Annotated in this window: 25 protein-coding genes; 19 read left to right on the forward strand and 6 right to left on the reverse strand. The window is 69.6% G+C overall.

Annotation, left to right across the window (positions count from 1 at the left end; all coding sequences use genetic code 11):
- Positions 1-143 precede the first annotated feature (143 nt).
- The 4 genes from fdhD (at position 144) to IEZ09_RS07755 (ending at position 3,914) form a co-directional block, all read left to right on the forward strand.
- A complete protein-coding gene (gene fdhD, locus IEZ09_RS07740; RefSeq protein WP_189252895.1) occupies positions 144-989 on the forward strand; it encodes a formate dehydrogenase accessory sulfurtransferase FdhD in 846 nt (281 codons plus the stop codon).
- A 70-nt stretch (positions 990-1,059) separates the two neighbouring features.
- Positions 1,060-1,929 (forward strand): ABC transporter ATP-binding protein, encoded by an 870-nt coding sequence (locus IEZ09_RS07745; protein ID WP_189252896.1) that lies wholly within the window; start codon positions 1,060-1,062, stop codon positions 1,927-1,929.
- Between the two features lies 1 nt (position 1,930).
- A complete protein-coding gene (locus tag IEZ09_RS07750; protein WP_189252897.1) occupies positions 1,931-2,998 on the forward strand; it encodes an ABC transporter permease in 1,068 nt (355 codons plus the stop codon).
- A gap of 4 nt (positions 2,999-3,002) precedes the next feature.
- Entirely contained in the window at positions 3,003-3,914 is a 912-nt protein-coding gene (locus tag IEZ09_RS07755) for a Gfo/Idh/MocA family protein (protein ID WP_189252898.1), read from the forward strand.
- A gap of 30 nt (positions 3,915-3,944) precedes the next feature.
- Here IEZ09_RS07755 and IEZ09_RS07760 read toward each other — a convergent pair whose 3' ends face one another.
- Positions 3,945-4,787: an alpha/beta fold hydrolase gene (locus tag IEZ09_RS07760; protein WP_189252899.1), complete on the reverse strand. Its 843-nt coding sequence runs from the start codon at positions 4,785-4,787 to the stop codon at positions 3,945-3,947.
- A 107-nt stretch (positions 4,788-4,894) separates the two neighbouring features.
- Between IEZ09_RS07760 and IEZ09_RS07765 the strand changes: the two genes are divergently transcribed.
- Entirely contained in the window at positions 4,895-5,614 is a 720-nt protein-coding gene (locus tag IEZ09_RS07765) for an SDR family NAD(P)-dependent oxidoreductase (RefSeq protein WP_189252900.1), read from the forward strand.
- On the opposite strand, the gene IEZ09_RS07770 is transcribed toward IEZ09_RS07765, so the two are convergent.
- Positions 5,577-6,176: a DedA family protein gene (locus tag IEZ09_RS07770; RefSeq protein ID WP_189252901.1), complete on the reverse strand. Its 600-nt coding sequence runs from the start codon at positions 6,174-6,176 to the stop codon at positions 5,577-5,579. The two genes, IEZ09_RS07765 and IEZ09_RS07770, sit on opposite strands and share 38 nt — an antisense overlap.
- Positions 6,177-6,262: 86 nt before the next feature.
- On the opposite strand from IEZ09_RS07770, the gene IEZ09_RS07775 reads away from it, so the two are divergent.
- The 8 genes from IEZ09_RS07775 to IEZ09_RS07810 all read left to right on the forward strand — a co-directional run bounded on the left by IEZ09_RS07775 (position 6,263) and on the right by IEZ09_RS07810 (position 12,862).
- Positions 6,263-8,356: an XRE family transcriptional regulator gene (locus tag IEZ09_RS07775; RefSeq protein ID WP_189252902.1), complete on the forward strand. Its 2,094-nt coding sequence runs from the start codon at positions 6,263-6,265 to the stop codon at positions 8,354-8,356.
- 99 nt (positions 8,357-8,455) lie between these two features.
- Positions 8,456-9,451, forward strand: coding sequence for a hypothetical protein (locus IEZ09_RS07780; protein WP_229812330.1), 996 nt, complete (start codon positions 8,456-8,458; stop codon positions 9,449-9,451).
- Complete coding sequence (locus IEZ09_RS07785; RefSeq protein ID WP_189252904.1) at positions 9,448-9,750, forward strand: hypothetical protein; 303 nt, start codon at positions 9,448-9,450, stop codon at positions 9,748-9,750. Before IEZ09_RS07780 ends, IEZ09_RS07785 begins: the two co-directional genes overlap by 4 nt.
- The gene (locus tag IEZ09_RS07790; protein WP_189252905.1) at positions 9,747-10,364 is read left to right on the forward strand and encodes an ESX secretion-associated protein EspG; all 618 of its coding nucleotides are present in this window, start codon (positions 9,747-9,749) and stop codon (positions 10,362-10,364) included. Before IEZ09_RS07785 ends, IEZ09_RS07790 begins: the two co-directional genes overlap by 4 nt.
- Before the next feature lie 14 nt (positions 10,365-10,378).
- Positions 10,379-10,723 (forward strand): YbaB/EbfC family nucleoid-associated protein, encoded by a 345-nt coding sequence (locus IEZ09_RS07795; protein ID WP_189252906.1) that lies wholly within the window; start codon positions 10,379-10,381, stop codon positions 10,721-10,723.
- On the forward strand, positions 10,720-11,019 hold the full coding sequence (locus IEZ09_RS07800) for a type VII secretion target (RefSeq protein WP_189252907.1): 300 nt from the start codon (positions 10,720-10,722) through the stop codon (positions 11,017-11,019). The genes IEZ09_RS07795 and IEZ09_RS07800 overlap by 4 nt, the downstream gene beginning before the upstream one ends.
- Complete coding sequence (locus IEZ09_RS07805; protein ID WP_189252908.1) at positions 11,016-11,822, forward strand: hypothetical protein; 807 nt, start codon at positions 11,016-11,018, stop codon at positions 11,820-11,822. Before IEZ09_RS07800 ends, IEZ09_RS07805 begins: the two co-directional genes overlap by 4 nt.
- A complete protein-coding gene (locus tag IEZ09_RS07810) occupies positions 11,819-12,862 on the forward strand; it encodes a serine hydrolase domain-containing protein (RefSeq protein WP_370467655.1) in 1,044 nt (347 codons plus the stop codon). Before IEZ09_RS07805 ends, IEZ09_RS07810 begins: the two co-directional genes overlap by 4 nt.
- Here the strand turns inward: IEZ09_RS07810 and sucD are convergent.
- Entirely contained in the window at positions 12,859-13,737 is an 879-nt protein-coding gene (gene sucD / locus IEZ09_RS07815) for a succinate--CoA ligase subunit alpha (protein WP_189252909.1), read from the reverse strand. The two genes, IEZ09_RS07810 and sucD, sit on opposite strands and share 4 nt — an antisense overlap.
- A complete protein-coding gene (sucC, locus tag IEZ09_RS07820) occupies positions 13,737-14,843 on the reverse strand; it encodes an ADP-forming succinate--CoA ligase subunit beta (protein ID WP_189252910.1) in 1,107 nt (368 codons plus the stop codon). The genes sucD and sucC overlap by 1 nt, the downstream gene beginning before the upstream one ends.
- A 125-nt stretch (positions 14,844-14,968) precedes the next feature.
- Between sucC and IEZ09_RS07825 the strand changes: the two genes are divergently transcribed.
- The 6 genes from IEZ09_RS07825 (at position 14,969) to IEZ09_RS07850 (ending at position 23,117) form a co-directional block, all read left to right on the forward strand.
- Positions 14,969-16,690, forward strand: coding sequence for a thiamine pyrophosphate-binding protein (locus tag IEZ09_RS07825; protein ID WP_189252911.1), 1,722 nt, complete (start codon positions 14,969-14,971; stop codon positions 16,688-16,690).
- 9 nt (positions 16,691-16,699) lie between these two features.
- Entirely contained in the window at positions 16,700-17,929 is a 1,230-nt protein-coding gene (gene frc / locus IEZ09_RS07830; protein ID WP_189252912.1) for a formyl-CoA transferase, read from the forward strand.
- Positions 17,930-17,951: 22 nt separating this feature from the next.
- Positions 17,952-20,102 (forward strand): acetate--CoA ligase family protein, encoded by a 2,151-nt coding sequence (locus tag IEZ09_RS07835; RefSeq protein WP_189252913.1) that lies wholly within the window; start codon positions 17,952-17,954, stop codon positions 20,100-20,102.
- A 212-nt stretch (positions 20,103-20,314) separates the two neighbouring features.
- Positions 20,315-21,721 (forward strand): Nramp family divalent metal transporter, encoded by a 1,407-nt coding sequence (locus IEZ09_RS07840; protein ID WP_189252914.1) that lies wholly within the window; start codon positions 20,315-20,317, stop codon positions 21,719-21,721.
- A 1-nt stretch (position 21,722) separates the two neighbouring features.
- Positions 21,723-22,142 (forward strand): hypothetical protein, encoded by a 420-nt coding sequence (locus IEZ09_RS07845; protein WP_189252915.1) that lies wholly within the window; start codon positions 21,723-21,725, stop codon positions 22,140-22,142.
- Positions 22,143-22,166: 24 nt separating this feature from the next.
- On the forward strand, positions 22,167-23,117 hold the full coding sequence (locus IEZ09_RS07850) for a TerC family protein (protein WP_370467659.1): 951 nt from the start codon (positions 22,167-22,169) through the stop codon (positions 23,115-23,117).
- Here IEZ09_RS07850 and IEZ09_RS07855 read toward each other — a convergent pair.
- Positions 23,108-23,293, reverse strand: a complete 186-nt coding sequence (locus tag IEZ09_RS07855; protein WP_189252917.1) for a hypothetical protein — start codon at positions 23,291-23,293, stop codon at positions 23,108-23,110. The genes IEZ09_RS07850 and IEZ09_RS07855 overlap by 10 nt on opposite strands.
- Before the next feature lie 240 nt (positions 23,294-23,533).
- The gene (locus IEZ09_RS07860; protein ID WP_189252918.1) at positions 23,534-24,247 is read right to left on the reverse strand and encodes a GntR family transcriptional regulator; all 714 of its coding nucleotides are present in this window, start codon (positions 24,245-24,247) and stop codon (positions 23,534-23,536) included.
- Positions 24,248-24,267 lie beyond the last annotated feature (20 nt).

The raw sequence follows: 24,267 nt of genomic DNA on the forward strand, positions 1-24,267 counted from the left end.
TTGCGTGCGCCGGAGCGGGATCGACGCGCCGGGGTGGTGGCCGCGCAGCTGGGTGGTGGCCAGGGCGGTGCGGGCGTTGAGCGGGGACGAGGTGTTGCGGCGCCTGCTCGACGAGTGCGTCGCGATCTGCAGGGAGGCAAGTGATGGGACGGGTGACGAGCAGGCGGCGCGTGGTGCGGCTGGTGGACGACGCGGCCACCGCGCGGCCGGACACGCTGGCGGTCGAGGAACCGCTGGAGATCCGCGTGCGGGGCAGGTCGCTCGCCGTGACCATGCGCACGCCCGGTGACGACTTCGACCTCGCCGCGGGCTTCCTGGTCAGCGAGGGCGTGGTGCGCAGCCCGTCCGACATCGCGTCGATCCGCTACTGCGCGGGCGCCACGGCGGACGGCGGCAACACCTACAACGTGCTCGACGTCGGACTCGGAGACGGCGTCGCGCCACCCGACCCGTCGATCGAGCGCAACTTCTACACCACGTCGTCGTGCGGGCTGTGCGGCAAGGCGAGCCTGGACGCCGTGCGCACCACCGCGACCTGGCAGGTGGCGGCCGACCCGATCAGGCTCGACCCGAGGACGATCACCGAGTTCCCCGCGAAACTCCGTGCCGCACAACGGGTCTTCGACCGCACGGGCGGCCTGCACGCCGCGGGGTTGTTCGACGACAAGGGAAATCTGCTGTGCCTGCGCGAGGACGTCGGCCGGCACAACGCGGTGGACAAGGTCGTCGGCTGGGCCACCCGCACCGGACGGCTGCCGCTCACGAGCACCGTGCTGATGGTCAGCGGCCGGGCGTCGTTCGAACTCGTGCAGAAAGCGGTCATGGCCGGGATTCCGGTGCTCACCGCGGTGTCCGCGCCGTCGTCGCTCGCCGGCGACCTGGCCGAGGAGATGGGGGTCACGCTGGTCGGGTTCCTGCGCGGCACGTCGATGAACGTCTACACAGGAGGCCACCGCCTGGGAGTGACACAGGGGCCCGTTAGTCCGTAAGGAGTCCTCCGCGCGGATGATGCCCCGCGACGGACGCGATCTTGAACGGCACCCGCCTACCCTTCCTGGCATGTTGACTGTGAGGGGGATCAGCCGGAGCTTCGGCGACCACCGCGTCCTCGACGAGGTGAGCTTCGACGTGAAGCCCGGCCGGATGACCGGCTTCCTGGGTGCCAACGGATCCGGCAAGACGACGACGATGCGGATCGTGCTGGGGGTGCTCGCCGCGCACGGGGGTTCGGTGAGCTGGCAGGGGAAGCCGGTCACCGCGCAGAACCGGCCGCACTTCGGGTACATGCCGGAAGAACGCGGCCTGTACCCGAAGATGAAGGTGCGCGAGCAGATCACGTGGCTCGGGCGGTTGCACGGCGTCGACCGGGAGGTCGCGCAGCGCAACACCGACCGGCTGCTCGACGACCTGGAGCTGACCGACCGCGCGAACGACCGGCTGGAGCAGCTGTCGCTGGGCAACCAGCAGCGCGTGCAGATCGCGGCCGCGCTGGTGCACGACCCGGACGTGCTGATCCTCGACGAGCCGTTCTCCGGCCTCGACCCGATCGCCGTCGAGACCGTGCTCGACGTGCTGCGCAAGCGGGCCGCGAACGGCGTGCCGGTGCTGTTCTCCAGCCACCAGCTCGCGATCGTGGAGCGGCTCTGCGACGACGTCGTGATCATCTCGAAGGGACGGATCGCGGCGAACGGGTCGCGCGAGGAACTGCGCAGGACGCACGCGGGAGACCGCTACGAGATCGTCGTCGCGGAGGACGCGGGCTGGGTCCGCGACGTGCCCGGCACGACGCTCGTGGAGCTCGACGGGCCGCGCGCGGTGTTCGAGTCCGAGCCCCAGCAGGTGCTCAAAGCGGCTCTGGAACGCGGTGAGGTCTGCTCGTTCACGCCGGTCGTCCCCACGCTCGACGAGATCTTCAAGGAAGTGATCTGAGATGGCCCGTGCTTCCTTCGCCCAGGCGACCTGGCTGGTCGCCGAGCGCGAGATGAAGACCTTCGTCAGCACCAAGGGGTTCTGGATCGGGTTCGTCGCCACGATCGTCGGCCTCTTCGCGCTGACCGTGCTGCCGACGGTGTTCGGCGACGACGACCCGAAGGTCGCTGCGGTCGGCTCGGCCGTGCAGGTGGTGCAGGGCAAGCACCTCGACGTCCGCGAGGTCGCGGACGTGCAGGCGGCCGCGGACCTGGTCAGGGCCGACGAGGTCGAGGCGGCGATCGTGCCGGACGGCAGCGGCATCAAGGTCATCGCGTTGAACGACCCGCCGAACGACGTGATCCGGCAGCTCGTCGCCTCGCCTCCCGTCGAACTGCTGGACGCCTCGGCGGTGAGCTCCGGCCAGCGGTCCGTCACGGTGATCGTGTTCGGGCTGGTGTTCCTGATGTTCGGCATGGGCGGCGCGGCGATCGCGCAGAGCACCGTGACCGAGAAGCAGACCAGGATCGTGGAGATCCTCGTGTCGACGGTGCCGGTGCGGGCGCTGCTCGCCGGCAAGATCCTCGGGCACACGATCCTCACGCTGTGCCAGGTCGTGGTGCTGGCGCTCGCCGCACCGATCGCACTGCGCGTCGCCGGGCTGGCCGAGCTGCTCGCCGTGGTGGTGCCCGCGCTGGGGTGGTTCGTGCCGTTCCTGATGCTCGGGTTCGTGCTGATCTCGTCGATGTGGGCGGTGGCGGGCGCGCTGGTCAGCCGTCAGGAGGACCTCGGCTCGACGATGGGCCTGGTGATGCTCGCGGTGATGGGGCCGTACTTCGGGGTGCAGTTCTTCTACGAGAACGCCGCGGTGCTCTCCGTGATGTCGTTCGTGCCGTTCACGGCGGCGGTGGCGATGCCGGTGCGGATGTTCGCCCAGCAGGCGCAGCCGTGGGAGGCGCTGGTGTCGCTCGGTCTCCTGGCCACGACCGTCGTGGTGATCCTGCTGGTCGCGTCCAGGCTCTACACCGGATCGTTGTTGCAGACCGGCGCGCGGGTGAAGCTGTCGCGGGCCTGGGCACCGGCAGAATAGGCGCATGATCGCTGATCCGATTCGCCTCGCCGTCGTCGGCCTGGGCGCCATGGGCACCCGGATGCTGACGGCGGCGCGGTCGCATCCCGACTACACCGTCGTCGCGGGCGTCGACGTCGCACCCCGCACGCTCGACGTCCCCGTCGTCACGTCGCTGGCCGACGTGCTGTCCGATGTGGACGCGGTGTACGTCTCCACGCCGCCCGCGTCGCACGCCGAGCTGGTGCTCGAAGCGTTCGCCGCGGGCAAGGCGGTGTTCTGCGAGAAGCCCCTCGCCGTCGACCTCGGCGAGGCGCGGGCGATGGCCGACGCCGCCAGGGGACGGCCGAACGCGGTGAACTTCGCGCTGTCGGACATGGTGGCGACGCTGGAGATCGAACGGCAGCTGCTGGAGCTGGGCGCGCTGCGGGGCGTGGAGATCAGGCTGCAGTTCCCGCGCTGGCCGCGGGCGTTCCAGGCGGAGGCGGCCTGGCTCGCGCGCGCTGAGCAGGGCGGGTTCGTCCGCGAGGTGTTGTCGCACTTCGTCTACCTCACCGACCGGCTGCTCGGGCCGCTCACCGTCGAGTGGGTGTCGGCGGACTTCCCCGAGGCCGGTGCCGCCGAGGTGGCGGCACGCGGCCTGCTGCGCGGCAGCGGTGTGCCGGTGCACGTGTCGGCGTTCTCCGGACTTGCGGGACCGGAGATCTACGAGTGGACCGTGTGGGGCACCGAACGGTCGCTGCGCCTCGACCAGTGGGCCGACCTGTCCACTTCGGACGGAGGAGCGTGGGAGCCGGCGCCGTTGACGCAGACCGGGTCCGACTACTCACGGCTCACGCTGTTCGCGCAGGCCGTGCGGGGTGAGCACCCGCGCGACCTGGCGAACTTCGACAGCGGGCTGCGCGTGGCCGAGGTGATCGAGGCCTTCCTGCGCTGAGCGCGGAGAAGCGGTCGACCGCCGTGATCCTCAGCCGAGCACCTCGCGCAGCCTGACGCCGAACTCCTCCGGCTTGCCCGCGTAGCCGAACTCGCCGCCCATGAACCCGCCGTGGTGGCTGGGGAAGACGACGGCCTCCTGGCCGAGCAACCGAGCGGTGTGGACGGCCGTGCGCGCGGTGAACGCGTTGCCCGTCTCCTCGCCGACGGCGATCACGACACGGGTGGGCGCGGCCTTCAGCGCGTCGACCTTCGGCTGGTAGTCGGTGATCGCCACCGAGGCGGTGCCCAGCAACGGGTCGTCGCGCTTGCCGTCGTCCTCCGCGGGCATGCCGAACTGTGCCGGATCCGGTGCGGGCAGCGCGAAGTACTCGTCGGTGTACTCGCCCTGCCACGAGCTCATCTGCATGAACGCGGCCATGCCCGCGCCCCAGCCCTTGGCCTGGTAGGCCTCCATGAACCCGTCGCGGGCACGGCGGGCGGCATCGGCGTCGGGCAGCACGTCGATGATCGGCGGCTCGTGCGCGACGAGCGTGACCACGTCGTCCGGGTAGGTCGCGACGAGCTCGAGCGCCGTGACCGCGCCGCCGCTGGACGCGAACAGGTCGACCGGGCCGCCGACCGCCTGGATCACGGCGTGCACGTCCGCGGCCTGGATCTCGGGCCTGTTCTCGGTGCTGCCGTCCGACCGCGTGCTGCGACCGAGGCCGCGCGGGTCGTAGGTGATGACCGTGCGGTCCGGGAACTGGGCGACCAGGGCGCTGAAGCCGCTCGCGTCCATGGGCTGGCCGATCATCATCAACGGGCGGCCACCTTCGCCGTGCACGTCGTAGACGACGGCTGCTCCGTCGGTTTCCAGAGTGTGAGTTGGCATCGTTGCTCCCCAGTTCGGTAGGTGTGAGCAGCCTAGTCACAGACGTGAACCCCGATGGGCCAACAAGCCGATCGACCTGCATGTATTCGGCTGTTATCAAAGATCGCATGACGCGAACAGCAGTGGTGACCGGCGGCGGCACGGGCATCGGCAAGGCGGTGGCGGCCCGGCTCGTGGAGCAGGGCCTGGACGTGGTGATCACGGGACGGCGGGAGGACGTCCTGAAGGCGGCGGCCGAGGAGATCGGCGCGCGGGCGGTGGTGTTCGACGCGGCCGACCCGGACGCGGTCGAGGCGGCGCTCGTCGACCTGCCGTCCTCTGTGGACGTCCTGGTGAACAACGCGGGCGGCAACATGACCAGGCGCCTGCCCGCGCCGCAGAACCTGGCGGATGTGAAGAACCTCTGGTTCGCCAACTACGAGTCCAACGTGATCAGCGCCGTGCTGGTGACGACGGCCCTGGAACCGCGCCTCGCCGACAACGCCCGCGTGGTGACGCTCGGGTCGATCGCCGCACGGCGCGGCTCGGGTGCCTACGGCGCGGCCAAGGCGGCCGTCGAGGCGTGGACGGCGGACCTCGCGTTCGCCGTGGGAGCGAGGGGGATCACGGTCAACGTGGTCTCGCCGGGCGTCACCGAGGACACCGAGTTCTTCGGCGGCACCCTCAGCGAGGAGCGGCGCAGGAAACTCGTCGGGAACCCGGCGAACGGCCGCGCGGGCACCCCGGCGGACGTCGCCGCCGCTGTCGCGTTCCTGACCTCACCCGAGGCCGGGCACATCACCGCCCAGGTCATCGGGGTGAACGGCGGAGCCGGGCTCGGACGCTGAATCCGATCACCGCCAGCACGACGACGAGCAGCGCGATCCAGGAGAACTCGGCGAGGTAGTGCTCGGCCGCCTCGCCCACGAAGTAGACCGCCGCCGTCGTGCCGCCGGCCCACGCGATGCCGCCAGCCGCGTTGGCCAGCAGGAACTTCCCGTAGTGCATGCCCATCGTGGCGGCGAGCGGACCGGAGAGGATCCGCAGCAACGCCACGAACCGGCCGAAGAACACCGCCCAGGCGCCGTAGCGGTCGAACAGCGCCTGCGCGCGGCCGATCCTGTCCTCGCCGAAGTGGCGGGGGAACCTCTCGCCCGCCCACCCGAACAGGCGCGGCCCGAACCGCTTGCCCAGCGCGTACCCGGTGCTGTCGCCGATGATCGCGCCGGCCGACGCGCAGACGCCGACGAGGACCGGCGAGACGCCGTCGTGGTGTGAGGCCATGAGCGCGGCCGTGACCAGCACGATCTCGCCGGGCAACGGGATCCCGACGCTCTCGATGCCGACCACCAGGCCCACGACGACGTAGACGAGCAGCGGTGGAACGGTCTGCAGCCACTGGGTCAGCACACTCCCGATCTTCCTCCAGCAGCGGGATCCGCGCCGTGAACTCTGGCGTCTCGATAAGGTGTGGATCACCGGATCGAGGGGGCGGCGTGAGCAGCCAGTTCGGCGTGTTGTTGCGCCAGTGGCGGCAGCGGGCGGGGTTGAGCCAGGAAGCGCTCGCCCAGCTCGCCGGCGTGGGAATTCGCACGGTGCGCGGGCTGGAGATCGGGGAACGGACCGACCCGCGCATGGGCACCGTGCGGTCGCTGGCGGATGCGCTGAAGCTGACCGGGGCCGAGCGGGCCGAGTTGTTCGCCGCCGCCGGGCGTGACGAACCGGTCCAGGCCGAGCCGGTGCGCTTCGACCCGCTCGCCGAGGCCGCGGAGACGTTGAAGGTCGCGGTCGAGGCGCGCTGGCGGCGGGAGGAAGAGCAGCGGCAGATCCACGACCCGGTGCCGTTGCCCGTGCGGTGGGACCCTGCGCCGGTCGAGCTGCAGGACAGCTGGCTCAACATCGGCGGCGAGGCCGACCTGCGCGGGCGGCTGGACCAGGTCGTCGAGGTCTACCGGAAGGTCGGGTCGCGGCGGCTCGTGGTCCTCGGGCGCGCCGGATCCGGCAAGACGGTGCTGACCACGCGGTTCGTGCTCGACCTGCTCAAGGCGCGGGACGTCACCGACCCGGTGCCGGTGATCTTCAGCCTCGGGTCGTGGCATCCGGAACGGGTCGGGCTGCGCGACTGGATGGCCGAGCAGCTCATCCGCGATCATCCGTTCCTCGGGGCGCCGGGTCCCAGCGGTGGAACGGTCGCCGCGGCTCTCGTGGACGCGCAACGGGTGCTGCCGGTGCTGGACGGGTTCGACGAGATCGCGGCCGGGTTGCACCGCCCGGCGCTCAACGCGCTGAACACCACCACCCTGCCGTTGCTGCTCACGAGCCGTGTGGACGAGTACCGCGACGCGGTCGAGGGCACGGACGTGCTGACCTCGGCGGCCGCCATCGTGCTGGCCGACCTGACGTGCGACGACCTGGCGGACTACCTGCCGCGGACCACGCGCAAGAACGTGTGGACGCCGGTGCTCGACGAGGTGCGCGGCGGCGGGGCGTTGGCGAAGGTGCTGACGACGCCGCTGATGGTGGCGCTCGCCAGGCGGATCTACAGCGACACCCCTGACCACGATCCGGCCGAGCTGCTGCGGTTCCACGACGCCGACGAGATCGAACGGCACCTGCTCGGCAGCTTCGTCCCCGCCGTGTACGGGGCCGAGGCCGAGCGGGTGCGGCCGTGGCTCGGTTACCTGGCGGACCACCTGACCCGGCTGGGCACGCACGACGTGGCGTGGTGGCAGTTCGGCACCTCGGCGAAGGTGACCGGGGCGGCGGTGGGGATCGCGGTCGGGCTGGCGGACCTGCTGATCGAGGCCGTGGTGTTCGGTGCGCTGACCACCAGAGGGCTGGTGTTCGCGGCACTGATCGGCCTGGTCGCCGGTGTGGTCTTCGGCGTGGTGCATCGGTACGTGGCGCGCACCGCGCCGCTCGGACCTGTGCGGACGCGGCTGCGGCTGCGTGGCCGCCTCGGGAAGCGGGTGTGGTCGCGCGGCCTGCTCGGGCTCGGGTTCGGCGGGGCGGTCGGCGGCGCGTTCTCGCTGGTGCAGAGCCTGGCGTTCCTGTTGTTCTCGCCCGGTCTGAGGAGCGCGGCGGACCTGCTGGTGGACGCCGGTGTGTACGTCCCGGTGTTCGGGCTCGGCGCCGCGCTCGCGTTCGGGCTGGTCGCCGCGATGGAGGCGCCGCTGGACGTTCGGTCGGCGGGCAGTCCCGGCGACGTGATCGACGCGAACCGGCGCCACGTGCTCGGCCTGGTCGCGGTGGTGGTGCCGGTGTTCGGGCTGTTCGTCGTGGCGGCCACCGCGGTCGCCGTGGGCGGGCTCAGAGCGGTGCGGTGGCCGGTGCTGTGGACTCCGGCAGGAGCGCTGACGCTCGGGCTCGTCACCGGTGTCGGCGGTGGGCTGGCCTACGTGCTGAGCCTGACCGCGTGGGGGCAGTGGGTGGTCTTCGCGCGGGTGTGGTTGCCGTTGACCGGACGGTTGCCGTGGCGGTTGCCGGAGTTCCTCGACGACGCCTACCGGCGTGGCGTCCTGCGGCGGGCGGGTGCCGTCTACCAGTTCCGGCACGCGCGGTTGCAGGAACACTTCGCGCGTTTGCGCTGATCAGACCGACCGGCCATAAGTGGCCGGTCGTCTGGCCTGTCCTTCGTTTGGCCCGGCTGTGATCGTTTGCCATGCCGGACCGAGGGAGGGAACGCAGGGGTGTCAGGCAACGAGTCGCCGCCGCCGAGCGAGATCAACTGGGAGGCGTACAGCCACGAAGAGCTCCACCGGATGCTGTGGCAGGACGCCGACGTCGCCGACGTGAGCAAGGTCGCCGACGAGTGGACGCGGCACCGCGCCGCGCTGGACACGCACGCCGAGGTGCTGAGGGAACAACGGACCGCGCTGCTCGACGGGTGGCAGGGGACAGCGGCGGAGGAGGCCGCGGCCCGGCTCACCGCGCTGGCCGAGCGGATCGAGAAGATCAGCGAGCTGGCCGCCGCCGGGCAGAAGGCCGCGCAGGACTCGGCCGACGCGCTGGCTGCGGCGAGGGCGGCCATGCCACCGCCACCGGACGCGGCGACGATGCCCGCGTTCGCGGGGCTGCCGACGGTTCCGTCGATGCCGTTCACGTTGCCGAGCGCACCGGCGCCGATGGCGTTGCCGAGCGCTCCGACCATGCCCGCGGGAGCCACTTCCGGCTTCTACTTCTACTTCGGCGCCGTCGACGCCGACACGCAGAAGGCGCAGGCCGTCCGCGCGATGCAGACCTACGAGTCCAGCCTGAACGGCAGCGGCCGCCTCATCGACGACGCCCGCGGCAACATCCCGCAGGCCGCCCCACCGCCACCGCGTGCCGTGCCGCAGCCGGTGAGAACGCCCAGCTCAGGCGGTGTCCCGTGGCAACGGCTCGTCGGTGGTTCCGCGGTGTCGGCGAGAGGCCCGGTGATCGGCGCCACTCCGGTGAACCAGCAGGTCAGCCCCGGCATGCGGGCTGGGGTGATGTTCGGACAGCCAGTCGGAGCCGCCGCGACGGGCGCGCTCACCGCGGACACCCGGACGAGCGGCCAGAACAACGCGATGGCCGCACCACCGGCCGGTGGCGCGCGCAAGGACGAGGACCAGCCGCACGAGAACCAGATGCCCACGCTCGACCACGGCCTGTTCGTGGTGGACGACCGGGTGTCGCCCGCGGTGATCGGGGAGGAGTCGTGACCGGGTACGAGGTCGCGCCGGAGGCGTTGCAGGACCGGATCAGGACGCTCACCAGGCTGGCCGAGCTGACCGGCGACCTGGTGGCGACGGCGAGCAGGCTCGCCGAGCGGCAGCCGTTGCTCGGCACCGCCCCGCCCGCCCAGGACCTGGCGCGCCGGCTCAAGGCCGCGGGCTCGGGCCTCGCGGGTGAGGTGGGCGCTGCCGAACGCGAGGTGCGCGAGTTCCAGCGGATGCTCGCCGAGATCAGGAGCACCTACACCGAGACGGACGCCGAGCAGGCGCGCAAGGCGGGACGATGATCGCGTTCGACCTGGTGGAGATGGACCTGCTCGCCACCCACGCCGGGGTGCGCTGGCCGTTCCCGCTGCGGGTGCCGTCGTTCGGCAAACTCGCCGACGAACGGGCCGCGCTGCTCGCCGAGGCGGGCCACGGGCTGCAGGCGCGCGGACTGGCCGAGCCGCACGGACCGACGGGCATGGCCGCCGAGCTCGTCACCGCGTTGCGCGAACACACCGCCGTCGTGGACCTCGTCGTGCCGGGAACGGGTGCCGTCGCGATGGTCTACGGCGCCGACGCGGTCGTGTGCACGCAGTCCGGCAGCACGGTCCGCGTGACGCACGTCGAGGCGGAGACGCTGGGCGACGAGCTCGTGGCGTTGGTCCCCGAACTGCGGCCCGCCCAGCTGATGCCGATCACCCTGCCGCCAGGCGCCGGGCTCGACCTCGAGGTCACCGGACAGGGCCAGGCCGGGGTCGTCCTCGGCGGGCAGCGGCGGGAAGTGTCCTGGTTGGACAGTCCGGGCGGCAGGGTCAGGGTGGACGTCGGCGACGACGGCTGGGTGAGTGTGAATCCCATGCGGCACCACGACGTGGTGCGCGTGATCGGTGAGCTCGCCGCGATGGCGCGAGCCTAGAAGAGGGGGAAGAAGTGGATCCAGCACAGTGGCTGGCCGACTACCAGGAACGCCTGGAACGGGTGGCGTACAGCGCGCGGTCGGCGAGCGCGAGCCTGGCCGAGGTCGGGGCGAGCGCGACCTCGCCGCGCGGTGAGGTGACGGTGACCGTCAACGCGGGCGGTGTGCTCGGCGACGTCGCCCTGACGCCGGCGGCGCGCAAGCTCGACGTCGACACGCTCGCGACGCTGATCGTCTCCACCGCACGGGAGGCGCAACGGCTGGCGAGCGCGCGCATGGCCGAGGTGATGGCCAACTACCTCGGTGAAAGCGATGCGCTGCACCAGATCACCTCACATCTGCCGGAGGCCGTCCGATGACGTTCACCGTCGACCACGAGCAGCTGCGCAAGCACGCGGCCACGCTCGCCGGGTACGCCGACCAGCTCTCCGCGACCGGAACGCAGCTGCCCGGCGGGCTCGGCCAGGAGTCGCTGGGCTCGTTCGCCGGGTTCCTCACGTCCGGTCTGGGCAGTGCGATGGGGGAGACCCTGAACGCGTTCGCCCATATCGCGTCCACAATGGACAAAGTCGGCGAGGGCATGCGGCAGACCGCGGACCTGTACCAGCGCACTGACGACGACAACGCCGCGACGGTCGTGGGAGCCGCCCGATGACGACAGCGACGGACGCGGGCACGATCGCCGCTCTGCTGAGCGAACTCCGCACCACCACGAAGGCCATCGCCGGTGACGAGTGGCTCTCGTCGGACCTGGCCGCGGCGCCGAAGGCCGACATCAGCGAGCTCGGGTCGAACGGGAAACCGTTGCAGGCGCTCGACAGCGCGGGCGTCGGCTTCCTGACGCCGATGATCTCGTTCCTGGAAGAGCCGCTGAACCAGCTCAAGGGCGACCCGGACGGCGTCCAGCAGGGCGCCGGCGAGTTCGAGAAGGCGAGCAGGTCGGCCACCTCGCTGGCCCAGGACTACCAGGACAAGGCGAAGAGCGAGACCGACGGCTGGTCGGGACAGAGCGCGACCGACTACGCCAAGACCGGCAAGCAGCTCGTCGACGGCGTGCTGTCGGTCGCCGAGACCGCGCTCGGCAGCGCGACCGCGTTGATCAAGGCGGGTCAGGTCGTCGCGCAGGTCGTCGCCGAGGTCACCCGGCTGATCACCGAGGCGATCGGCAAGATCGTGCCGATCATGACGGAGGCGATCGCGGCGGCACCGGCGACGTTCGGGCAGAGCATCGCCGTCGCGATCCCGCAGTGCGTGCAGATCGCCGTCGACTGCGGAGTGCAGATCGCGGCCAAGCTCGGTGAGCTGCTGGCCAGCGGCGAGAACCTGATCAAGCTGGTCGAGGGTGCGCAGGCCGTGCTGAAGGTCGTGAAACAGGCCCTGTCGGTGATCGGTGAGCAGGCCCAGGGCACAGGTTCCGGCACCGCGAAGCTGCCGACCGCCAAGGGGGCGACGGCGTGAAGCGTCTCGTCACGATCGTCTGCGCGATCATGCTCGTCGGCGCCGCCCCGGCGAGGGCCGACGACGCGGTGCAGACGGTGCTCGACCGGTACCAGGCGCAGGCAGGGCCGGGTGCCGCCGTGCACTCGGCTTCCGGAACTCGCACCGCGGGCACCGGGAAGATCAACGAACAGCGGCCGATCACCGCGGCCGACCACTTCCGGATCGGCAGCCAGACCAAGACGTTCACCGCCTCGGTGGTCCTGCAGCTCGTCGACGAGGGCAGGGTCGAGCTGGACGCGCCGATCTCCCGGTACCTGCCGGGCGTCGTCACGGGCAACTACAACGGCGACGTGATCACCGTCCGCCAGCTGCTGCAGCACACCAGCGGCCTGGTGCGGGACGTCCGCGACGCGCGGGCGAACCCGGACGGCACGTTCACGCTCGCCGAGCTGGTCCGCTCGGCGATGGACGAGCCCGCGCAGTCCGCACCCGGCGCCGCGCTGAACTACTCGAACGTCGGCTACCTGGTGATCGGCCTGCTGATCGAGAAGATCACCGGCAAGCCGGCCGGCGAGGTGATCACCGAACGGATCATCCGGTCGCTGGGCCTGACCGAGACCGAGTTCCCCGCGGCGGGCAACCGCGCGCTGAAGAGCCCGTTCCTGAACGGCTACGTCGGCGGCCGCCTCGGCCCGTTCTTCTTCTGGACCGAGATGACCACCGCGATCGAGCTGTCGTTCTGGAGCACCGCCGGCGCGATGTCGTCCACTTTGGACGACATCCAGCGGTTCTACCGCGCGTTGCTCGGCGGGCGGGTCGTGTCGCCGGCCGCGCTCGCGGAGATGCGCCGGACGTTCAACTCCTACGGGCTCGCCCTGGCCCAGGTGCCGTTGAGCTGTGGTGTGGCCTGGGGTCACAACGGTGCCCTGACCACCGGTCACTACTCGTTGACGCTGGTCACCGACGACGGCCGGTTCGCGTCCGTGGTCACCAACACGAACGCGCCCGGCACGTCGCCGTCCGCCATCGACGTGGCGGACAAGGCGATCTGCGGTTAGCTGGTCAGGATGCTCCTGGCCAGGGCGGCGGTTTCGGACGGCGTCCTGCCGACCTTGATCCCCACCGCCTCCATGGCCTGCTTCTTGGCCTCCGCCGTGCCCGAGGACCCGGAGACGATGGCGCCCGCGTGGCCCATCGTCCTGCCCTCGGGCGCGGTGAAGCCGGCGACGTAGCCGACCACGGGCTTGGACACGTTGTCCCGCACGAACTCCGCTGCCCGTTCCTCCGCGTCGCCGCCGATCTCGCCGATCATCACGATCAGCTCGGTCTCCGGATCGGCCTCGAACGCCGCGATCGCGTCGATGTGCGTGGTGCCGACGATCGGGTCGCCGCCGATGCCGACGCAGGTGGTGAAGCCGAAGTCCTTGAGCTCGTGCATCAGCTGGTAGGTCAGGGTTCCCGACTTCGACACCAGCCCGATCGAGCCGGGCTTGGTGATGTCGGCGGGGATGATGCCCGCGTTCGACTTGCCGGGACTGATGATGCCGGGACAGTTCGGCCCGATGATCCGCGTCCGCTTGCCCTGCGCGTGCGCCCAGAACCGGGCCGTGTCGTGGACCGGGACGCCCTCGGTGATCACCACGGCGAGCCCGATCCCGGCGTCGACCGCCTCGATCACGGCGTCCTTCGTGAACGCGGGCGGGACGAAGAGCACGGACACGTTCGCGCCGGTTTGCTCCATCGCCTCGGCGACCGTGCCGAAGACCGGCAACGAGACGTCGTCGAAGTCCACGGACGTGCCGGCCTTGCGCGCGTTGACGCCGCCGACGACCTGCGTGCCGGCCGCGAGCATGCGGCGGGTGTGCTTGGAGCCCTCCGACCCGGTCATGCCCTGCACGACCACGCGGCTGTGCTCGTCGAGGAAGATCGCCATCAGGACTCCTCACCGGCGCCGGCGAGCGCGGCGGCACGGCCGGCCGCGTCGTCCATCGTGTGCGCCACCGTGATCAGCGGGTGTCGTGCTTGGTCGAGGATGCGGTGGCCCGCCTCCGCGTTGTTGCCGTCGAGCCGCACCACCAGCGGCTTGTCGGCGCGGTCGCCGAGCAGGCCCAGTGCCTGCACGATTCCGCCGGCCACCGCGTCGCACGCGGTGATGCCGCCGAACACGTTCACGAACACGCTGCGCACCGACGGGTCGGACAGGACGACGTCGAGACCGTCGGCCATGACCTGGGCCGAGGCGCCGCCGCCGATGTCGAGGAAGTTCGCGGGCTGCGCACCGGCCAGCGCCACGACGTCCAATGTGGACATGACGAGGCCTGCGCCGTTGCCGATGACACCGACCGTGCCGTCGAGCTTGACGTAGTTGAGGCCCTTCTCGGCCGCCCGCACCTCCAGCGGGTCACCCTGCGCGCCTGAATCGGTGCGGGAGTGCCGGAACGCGGCGTTGTCGTCGAGCGTCACCTTGCCGTCCAGCGCGACGATCCTGCCGGATTTGGTGAGCGCCAACGGGTTCACTTCGACGAGAGTGGCGTCCTCGGAAACGAAGACCTTCCACAAAGCGGAAGCGACGGCATTCACTTCGTCGGCCACCGAAGGTGAAAACACCGCAGCTGCGTCGAAGGACGAAGCTGGCATTCGAGTGATCGTGTCCGCCATCTCCTCGATCTCCATGCCGCCGGTGGCCGACGCCATCGCGATGAACGTCCTGTTGGCACGATCGAGAAGAAACGACAGGTAGTACTCCTCTGCGATCTCGCTCGCCTCGGTCACCAGCACCTTGTGCACGGTGTGACCCTTGATGTCCATCCCGAGGATGACGGAGGCGGCAGCAGCGGCTTCCTCGGGAGACGTGGCGAGCTTGATGCCGCCCGCCTTGCCACGTCCGCCGGTCTTCACCTGAGCCTTCACGACGACGGTGCCGCCGAGCTTCGCTGCGGCCTCGCGCGCGGATTCAGGAGTGTCCGCCACGAAACCGCGCGGAACGGGCACCCCGTACCGCTCGAAGAGGTCCCGGGCCTCGTGTTCGAAAAGATCCACCGTCTGCGTCCTCTCGCCGAAAACTTGCGGCCATCTATGGACATCCGGTTGGTAGCGGAGTAACGATATGCCTACCTCATACGGTATGCAATCTACAGTCGAGCGCCAAGGGGAGCTGATCGCCGATGACGAGTTCCGCGGAGGCTGTGCCGGAATCCGGGCCGGATTCCGGGCCCGATTCCGGGTCGATTTCAGGCGGCCATCTGGTCGCCAAGGCGCTCAAGGCTGAGGGCGTCGACACGATCTTCACGCTGTGCGGCGGCCACATCATCGACATCTACGACGGCTGCGTGGACGAGGGCATCGCCGTCGTCGACGTACGACACGAACAGGTCGCGGCGCACGCGGCCGACGGCTATGCGCGCATCACCGGCAAGCCCGGCTGCGCCGTGGTGACGGCAGGGCCCGGCACCACCGACGCCGTCACGGGCGTCGCCAACGCCTTCCGCGCGGAGAGCCCGATGCTGCTGATCGGCGGCCAGGGTGCGCTGAGCCAGCACAAGATGGGCTCGCTGCAGGACCTGCCGCACGTCGACATGATGACGCCGATCACCAAGTTCGCCGCGAACGTCCCGCACACCGCGCGCATCGCCGACATGGTGTCGATGGCGTTCCGCGAGGCGAACGCCGGCGCGCCGGGCCCGTCGTTCCTGGAGATCCCGCGCGACGTCCTCGACGCCAAGGTTCCCCTCAGCTCGGCCCGCATCCCGCAGGCTGGCCACTACCGCGCGTCCACGCGCAGCCTCGGTGACCCGGCGGACGTCGAGAGGCTCGCGGACCTGCTGGTGCACGCGAAGAAGCCGGCGATCCTGCTGGGCAGCCAGGTGTGGACGACGCGCGCCACGGACTCCGCGATCGAGCTCGTGCGGACGTTGAACATCCCCGCCTACATGAACGGCGCTGGCCGCGGCACCCTGCCTCCCGGCGACCCGCACCACTTCCAGCTGTCGCGCCGGTACGCCTTCGACAACGCCGACGTGATCGTGATCGTCGGCACCCCGTTCGACTTCCGGATGGGCTACGGCCGCAGGCTTTCCGCGAACGCGACGGTCGTCCAGATCGACCTCGACTACCGCACCGTCGGCAAGAACCGCGACGTCGACCTCGGCATCGTCGGTGACGCGGACCTGGTGCTGTCGGCGGTCTCGCAGGCCGCCTCCGGCCGGGAGGACAACGGCGCGATGGGCCGCAAGGTGTGGCTGGAGGAACTGCAGGCGGTCGAGGAGAAGGCCCGGCAGAAGCGCCTGGAGCACCTGCGTTCCGAGGACGTGCCGATCCACCCGTACCGGCTGGTGAGCGAGATCAACGACTTCCTCACCGAGGACTCCATCTACATCGGCGACGGCGGCGACGTCGTCACGTTCTCCGGCCAGGTCGTGCAGCCCAAGTCGCCCGGCCACTGGATGGACCCCGGTCCACTCGGGACGCTCGGCGTCGGCATCCCGTTCGTGCTCGCCGCGAAGCTCGCCAGGCCCGACAAGGAGGTCGTGGCGCTCTTCGGTGACGGCGCGTTCAGCCTCACCGGCTGGGACTTCGAGACGCTCGTCCGCTACGACCTGCCGTTCGTCGGCATCGTCGGCAACAACTCGTCCATGAACCAGATCCGCTACGGCCAGGCCGCCAAGTACGGCCTCGAGCGGGAGCGCGTCGGCAACACGCTCGGCGACGTCAAGTACGACCAGTTCGCCAAGATGCTCGGCGGCTACGGCGAGGAGGTGCGCGATCCCAAGGACATCGGACCGGCGTTGCGGCGCGCCCGCGAGTCCGGCAAGCCCTCGCTGATCAACGTGTGGATCGACCCGGACGTGTACGCGCCGGGAACCATGAACCAGACGATGTACAAGTAGGTGAGTGGGATGACCAAGGCCCTGGAGGGCGTCAAAGTCCTCGACATGACGCACGTGCAGTCCGGACCGTCGTCGACCCAGCTGCTCGCCTGGCTGGGCGCGGACGTCATCAAGCTGGAGACGCCGGGCCGCGGCGACATCACCCGCGGTCAGCTGCGCGATCTGCCCGATGTGGACAGTCTCTACTTCACGATGCTCAACTGCAACAAGCGGAGCATCACCCTCAACATGAAGGCCCCAGAGGGCAAGGAGATCTTCGAGAAGCTCGTCGGCGAGGTCGACATCCTCGTCGAGAACTTCGGTCCCGGCGTCGTCGAGCGGTTCGGCTACCCGTGGGAGAAGCTGCACGAGCTCAACTCCAGGCTCATCTACGCGTCCATCAAGGGCTTCGGCCCCGGCCGTTACGCCGACTTCAAGGCGTACGAGGTGATCGCGCAGGCCATGGGCGGCTCGATGAGCACCACCGGGTTCGAGAACGGGCCGCCGCTCGCCACCGGCGCGCAGATCGGCGACTCGGGCACCGGGATCCACCTGGTGGCCGCGATTCTGGCCGCTCTCTACCAACGGACGAACACCGGGCGAGGGCAGCGCGTGCAGGTGGCGATGCAGGACGCGGTGCTCAACCTGTGCCGGGTGAAGCTGCGCGATCAGCAGCGACTCGCCCACGGGCCGCTGGGGGAGTACCCGAACGAGCAGTTCGGTGACGAGGTTCCCCGCTCCGGCAACGCATCCGGTGGTGGCCAGCCCGGCTGGGCGGTGCGCTGTGCCCCCGGCGGCCCCAACGACTACATCTACGTGATCATCCAGCCGGTCGGGTGGAGGCCGCTGACCGAGCTGATCGGCAGGCCGGAGCTCGCCGACGACCCCGCGTGGGCCACGCCGGAGGTCCGGCTCTCCAAGCTGGACAAGGCGTTCGCGCTGATCGAGGAGTGGACGGAGAAGCACACCAAGTGGGAGGTGATGGACATGCTCAACGCCCACAACATCCCGTGCGGACCCATTCTGTCCACAAAGGAGATCATCGAGGACGAGACGCTCGCCGAGCTGGAGACCGTCGTCTCCGTCGAGCACCCCGAGCGCGGCACGTTCAAGACGGTCGGCTGCCCGCTCAAGCTCTCCGACTCGCCGGTCGAGGTGCACCGCTCGCCGTTGCTCGGTGAGCACAACGAGGAGGTGCTCGGCGCACTGGGCTACAGCAGCGAGCGACTGGCCGAACTCCGCACCGCCGGCGTCATCTGAACCTTTAGGGAGACGAATCCTCATGCCGGACAACGGCTACGACCGCGCCGCGGTCGAGAACGTACTCGCGAAGGTGCGGGCGGAGGGACGGTCGTCGCTCACCGCACCGGAGGGCAAGCGGGTCTGCGACGCCTACGGGATCGCGACCCCGGCCGAGGCGCTGGCGAAGTCGTCGGAGGGCGCCGTCGCGTTCGCCGAGGAGATCGGCTACCCGGTCGTGCTCAAGATCGTCTCACCGGACATCCTGCACAAGACCGAGGCCGGTGGCGTCCTCGTGGGGCTGAAGAACTCCAGCGAGGTCGCCGAGGGCTACCGCACGATCATCCACAACGCCCGCAACTACAAGGCGAACGCGGAGATCACCGGCGTCCAGGTCCAGCAGCAGCTGCCGACCGGCAACGACGTTCACGAGGTGATCGTGGGCGCGGTGACGGACGAGACGTTCGGCAAGATCGTCGCGTTCGGCCTCGGCGGTGTGCTGGTCGAGGTGCTCAAGGACGTCACGTTCCGGCTGGCACCGACGAGCACGTCCGAGGCGCTCTCCATGGTCAACGGCATCGCGGCCGCGGAGATCCTGCGCGGGGTCCGTGGCGCGCAAGGGGTTGACGCCGCGAAACTCGCCGACCTGATCCACCGGGTGTCGGATCTGGTCACCGACTTCCCGCAGCTGGCCGAGGTCGACCTCAACCCGGTGCTGGCCACTCCGAGTGGTGCCACCGCGGTCGACGTGCGGATCCTGGTCGACGAGAACGCCGCCGCCGAACCGCAGCGGTTCACGCAGGACGAGATCCTGACCGCGATGAACCGCATCATGAAGCCCGCCGCCGTCGCCGTGATCGGTGCCTCGAACGAAGAGGGCAAGATCGGCAACTCGGTGATGAAGAACCTCGTCAACGGAGGGTTCCAGGGCGAGATCCACCCGATCAACCCCAAAGCCGACGAAATCCTCGACCGCAAGGCGTTCGCGAGCATCGCCGACGTGCCGGGAGACGTCGACGTGGCGGTGTTCGCCATCCCGGCCAAGTTCGTGCCCGCCGCCCTGGAGGAGGTCGGCAAGAAGGGCGTCGCCGGCGCGATCATGATCCCGTCCGGCTTCGGCGAGACCGGCAACGTCGAGCTGCAGAACGAGATCGTGGCGATCGCGCGCAAGCACGGCGTCCGCATCCTCGGGCCGAACATCTACGGTTACTACTACACGCCGGAGAACCTCTCGGCGACGTTCTGCACGCCGTACGACGTCAAGGGCGGAGTCGCGCTCTCGTCGCAGAGCGGCGGAATCGGCATGGCGATCCTGGGCTTCAGCCGCTCCGCGGGCATGGGCGTCTCCGCGATCGTCGGCGTGGGCAACAAGGCCGACATCGACGAGGACGACCTGCTGACGTTCTTCGAGTCCGACCCGAACACCCAGCTCGTCGCGATGCACCTGGAAGACCTCAAGGACGGCCGTTCCTTCGCGGAGACGGCGAAGCGCGTGTCGCAGAAGAAACCGGTCGTGGTGCTCAAGGCGGGACGAACCGATCAGGGCGCCAAGGCGGCCAGCTCGCACACCGGCGCGCTGGCCGGCAACGACCGGGTCTACGACGACATCCTCAGGCAGAGCGGCGTGATCCGCGCACCCGGCCTCAACGACCTGCTGGAGTACGCGCGGGGCATCCCGCTGCTCGCCACGCCGAAGGGCGAGAACGTCGTCATCATCACCGGCGCGGGCGGCTCGGGTGTGCTGCTCTCGGACGCCTGTGTGGACAACGGGTTGTCGCTCATGAGCATTCCGGACGATCTGGACGCGGCGTTCCGGAAGTTCATCCCGCCGTTCGGCGCGGCGGGCAACCCCGTCGACATCACCGGCGGCGAACCGCCCTCGACGTACCGGAACACGATCGCGCTCGGCCTCGCGGACGACCGCATCCACTCGCTGATCCTGGGCTACTGGCACACCATCGTCACGCCACCGATGGTGTTCGCGAAGCTCGTGGTCGACGTCGTGGAGGAGTACCGGGCGAACGGCATCCACAAGCCCGTCGTCGCCTCGCTCGCCGGCGACGTCCAGGTGGAGGAGGCCAGCGAGTACCTGTACCGGAACGGAGTGGTTGCGTATCCGTACACAACGGAGAAACCTGTCGCAGTACTGGGCGCCAAGTACCGGTGGGCAAGGGCCGCCGGGCTGCTGGGCTAGCGGCAACGCGAGTTTGTAAGGGAGATGGCCCGTCCGCGACCGTGTCACGCCCACGGTCGCGAACCCGCCAGGGAGGTCAACGAAGACAGCCGGTCCTCTGGAGGTTGTTAACCGTGGATGATCCAAATCTGGTCGCCCGCACGGAAGTGTCAGCACCGCCTCAGAAAGACTCTCTGAAGGAGCGTGTCTGGCCTGCGGGCAGGCTGGAAGCGATGCCCATCAGGAAACTGCCCGACGCGCCACCGTCGATCCACCTGCTGGGCCCCACCGTCTTCCTGGTGGCTCTCGGCGTGGGCATGGGCGAGTCCTACATGTGGCCGCGCCTGGTGCTGGTCTTCGGACCGGACATCAGGTGGCTCTTCCTGATCGGCGTGACGCTGCAGGCCGTCGTCATGCTCGAGATGGCGAGGTACGCGATGGCGACGGGGGAGAGCATCTTCTTCGGCGCCGCCCGCGTGTTCAAACCGATCATGTGGTTCTTCTTCGTCGTCGCGATACTCGTCTACATCTGGCCGGGCCACCTGTCCGCGGGAGCGGCGGCTCTGGAACGGATCACCGGTATACCCTGGACGGTGTCGGCCTGTGTGGGCCTGGTGCTGGTGGGGGTGCTGTTCAGCCTCGCCAAGGTCATCTACAACCTGCTCGAGAACCTGCTGTCCATCCTCATCGGACTGCTCGTCGTCGGCACCGCGGTGGTGGCGGCGATGGTCGGCACGTGGGGCGATCTGACCAGCACCGTGACCGGCATGTTCCAGTTCGGGTACTTCCCGGCGCAGGCGATGTCGCCGGAGTGGTTCCCGATCATCGTCGGCTCGATCGCGTTCGCCGGCCCGTCCGGCATGCAGCAGATGTGGTACACGCTGCACCTGCGCGACAGCGGCGCCGGCATGGGCGCGCACATCCCGAAGCTGCGCGGCCTGCGGCACGCGGGCGAGGAGGAGCAGATGCCCTCGCGCGGCTACATGTTCGACACCGACGACTCCGCGGAGCTCGCGAAGTGGAAGGGCTGGCGGCGCTGGGTGACGTTCGACGCCCTGCTGCTGTTCTGGGGCATCACGATGCTCGTCACGGTTTCTTTCACGGTTCTCGCGCAGTCGGCCAGCCGCACGTCGCCGGACGTGAAGGCGCTCATCGAGTCCGGTGAACGCGAGGCGGCGCTCAACGCCATGTCGGACGCCTTCGCGTCGGCGGGCGGACCGGTGCTCGGTGCGGTGTTCCTCGGGTTCATCGCGTTGATCGGCCTCAACGCCACGCTCGGTCTCTTCGACTCGTTCTCGCGCGGCCAGGCGGACATGACCTACCACTTCGTGCCCGGCGCGAAGAGGTTCCGGATGTCGCACCTCTACGCGGGCTTCCTGTGGGGTGTCATCACGTTCGGCATCCTGATCCTGCTGTTCGGACCGGCCGACGGACCGGGAGCGATCCTCGACGTGCTCGCGTTCCTGTCGACGTTCGCCATGGGCGCCTACTGCGTGGTGCTGCTGCTGGTGAACAACCGGATGCTGCCCAAACCCATCAGGCCCAAGCTGATCACGAACCTCATCGTGGGCTTCGGTGCCGTGTTCTACCTGGGCATGCTGCTCTTCAGCCTCGTCAAGTTCGGCGTGGTGGTGGGCTGACATGCAGATCCGAGAAGCAATCCCCGGTGCGTTCGTGGGACTTGCTGCCGGGCTGATCGCAGGTGGGCTGGCCGCGCTCGTCGGTCAGCCCGTCGCGTGGGCCCTGGTGACGGTCCTCTCGCTCGGTGTGCCGCTCGCGTTGCTCGGCGGTGGATTCGGCCTGCTGGTGGCGGCAGGCCGGCTCCCGGCGGGCAGGTTCGCCCCGGTGGCCCTCTTCTGGCTGGTGGGATTCCCGCTGGCCCGGCTGCTGCACGAGATCTCGGTGAGCGTCGTGCTCACCGGCCAGGTCCGGCTGCCCTCTGACCTGGCCGGTTTCCTCGCCTACCAGGGAATCGTGAGCCTCGGCTGGGCGATCGGCTTCCTGTGGTTGCACGAGCGCGTCGCGATGCGTCTTCGCCTCCGTGCCACCGCTGCCCGCTGACCTTCCGCCGGAGGAGCGAGAATGCTGGATCTTCCTGTCTGGGTGTGGATCGCGACCATGGGCGGGCTCGCCCTGGTGATCGCGTTCGACTTCTACCTGGTGGTGCGCAAGCCCCACGAACCCTCGTTCCGCGAATCCGTGTGCTGGGTCGTGTTCTACGTGGGCCTGGCCGTCCTCTTCGGACTCGGCGTGACGCTGCTCGCCGGCGGCCGGCACGGAGGCGAGTTCTTCGCGGGCTGGATCACCGAGTACTCGCTCAGCGTCGACAACCTGTTCGTGTTCGTCCTGATCATGGCCCGGTTCGCGGTGCCGCGGGAACAGCGGCAGAAGGTGCTGATCGTGGGCATCCTGCTGGCGTTGCTGCTGCGTGCGGTCTTCATCGCGATCGGCGCCGAGGCGATCTCCCGGTTCGACTGGCTCTTCTACGTCTTCGGCGCGTTCCTCATCTACACCGCGTGGAAGCTGGTGGCGCACAACGAGAGCGAGGAGGCCGAGTTCTCCGAGAACGCCGCTTTGCGCGCGGTGCGCAAGGTGTTCCCCCGCGCGAGTCCGCTGCTGATCGTCATGGTGGCGGTCGGCACCACGGACCTGTTGTTCGCCGTGGACTCGATCCCGGCGATCTTCGGGCTGACCAAGGAGCCGTACCTGGTGCTGACCGCCAACGCGTTCGCGTTGATGGGCCTGCGCCAGCTCTTCTTCCTGGTGGGCGGTCTCCTGGATCGCCTGGTGCACCTGAGCAAGGGCCTTGCGGTGGTGCTCGCGTTCATCGGGCTCAAGCTGATCCTGGAGGCGATGCACCACCACGGTGTTCCCTGGGCGCCGGAGTTCCCGATCGTGGTCTCTCTCGGAGTGATCGTGGTGACCCTCGCGATCACCACGGTGTGGAGCCTGCACACCTCCCGGCGGGCCGCCCGTGCCGCCGTGGAGGAGGCGGAAGCTCAGCGCTCTCAACGCATCGAGGGCGCTCAGCCGTGAATCGTGTGGCCCTCGGCGTCCTTGCGGAGCGTCTTGGCCACGGCCGCGACGGCCTCGGCGTCCTTGCGCTGTTCGTTCAGCGCGGTGGTCAGCCCGAGGCCGAGCGTGCGGCCGTCGGCGGAGAATCCCTGACGCGGCTGGGTGAGCCCGCGGACGAAGTTCTTGAAGCGGGACATGGTCTTCCTCCTGTCGATGGTCGTCCCCGAGGCGCGCACCAGCCCACCAGGCGGTGTCGCGCGGGGGTCACGGGGGTGCGGCTGGGATGTCGTCCACCGGGTACCCACTCGGGGGCCTCGGTGATCCCATCCCCGTCGACATTCAGCATACTGCGTTTTGTATGCAATCCACGGCCATCGTGTCGCGGATCACCCGTGTGGCACCAAATGACCGATTTAGGATGATCTGAGCGTAATGACCTAGTTACTCTCGGTCGTCTTCCGGTCGTGGTAGGTCTGCCGGGTCTGCTCCGCGTGGTGGTGCATGACCTCGCCTGCTCGCTCTGCGTCACCGTCGGCGATGGCGGCGATCAGCTCAGCGTGTTCGTTCCACGAGTCGCGGCTGCGCGGACGGGCGATCGGCGTGTAGTACCACCGCACCCGCCGGTCGACCAGCCCGATCATCTCGGCGAGGACCTTGTTGCGGCCGATCGCCGCGACGGCCGCGTGCAGGTCGGCGTTCGCCTGGACCAGGCGTTCGACGTCGGCGGCGGCCAGCGCGTCCTCGCCGGCCTTCTGCAGCTTCTTGAGCTGCTTCACGTCCTGCGGGGTGGCGTGCTCGGCGGCGAGCTTCGCGGAGTAGGTCTCCAGCACGCTGCGCACGGCGAGCAGCTGGTCGGCCTCCTCCTCGGTCGGGGTGTGCACGAAGGCGCCCTGGGCGGGACGCAGGTCGACCCACCCGTCGGTCTGCAGCCGCTGCAGGGCCTCTCGCACCGGCTGCCTGCTCACGCCCAGGTACTCGGCGAGCTCGGCCTCGACCAGGTGCTGGCCGGGTGCGAGCGTGCGGTTGACGATGAGCTCGAGCAGGGCGTCGTACACGGCCTGGCGCAACGGCGCCGGCCGCTCGACCCGGCGGCTCGCTGCGGCACTGAGCGAGCTCTTGCCGGCTCGGCGGCCACTGGGCAAAGAGGTCATGCGCGACAGAATACAGCTTT

The sequence above is a fragment of the Lentzea flava genome, from assembly GCF_014648475.1.
Lineage (GTDB): Bacteria > Actinomycetota > Actinomycetes > Mycobacteriales > Pseudonocardiaceae > Lentzea > Lentzea flava.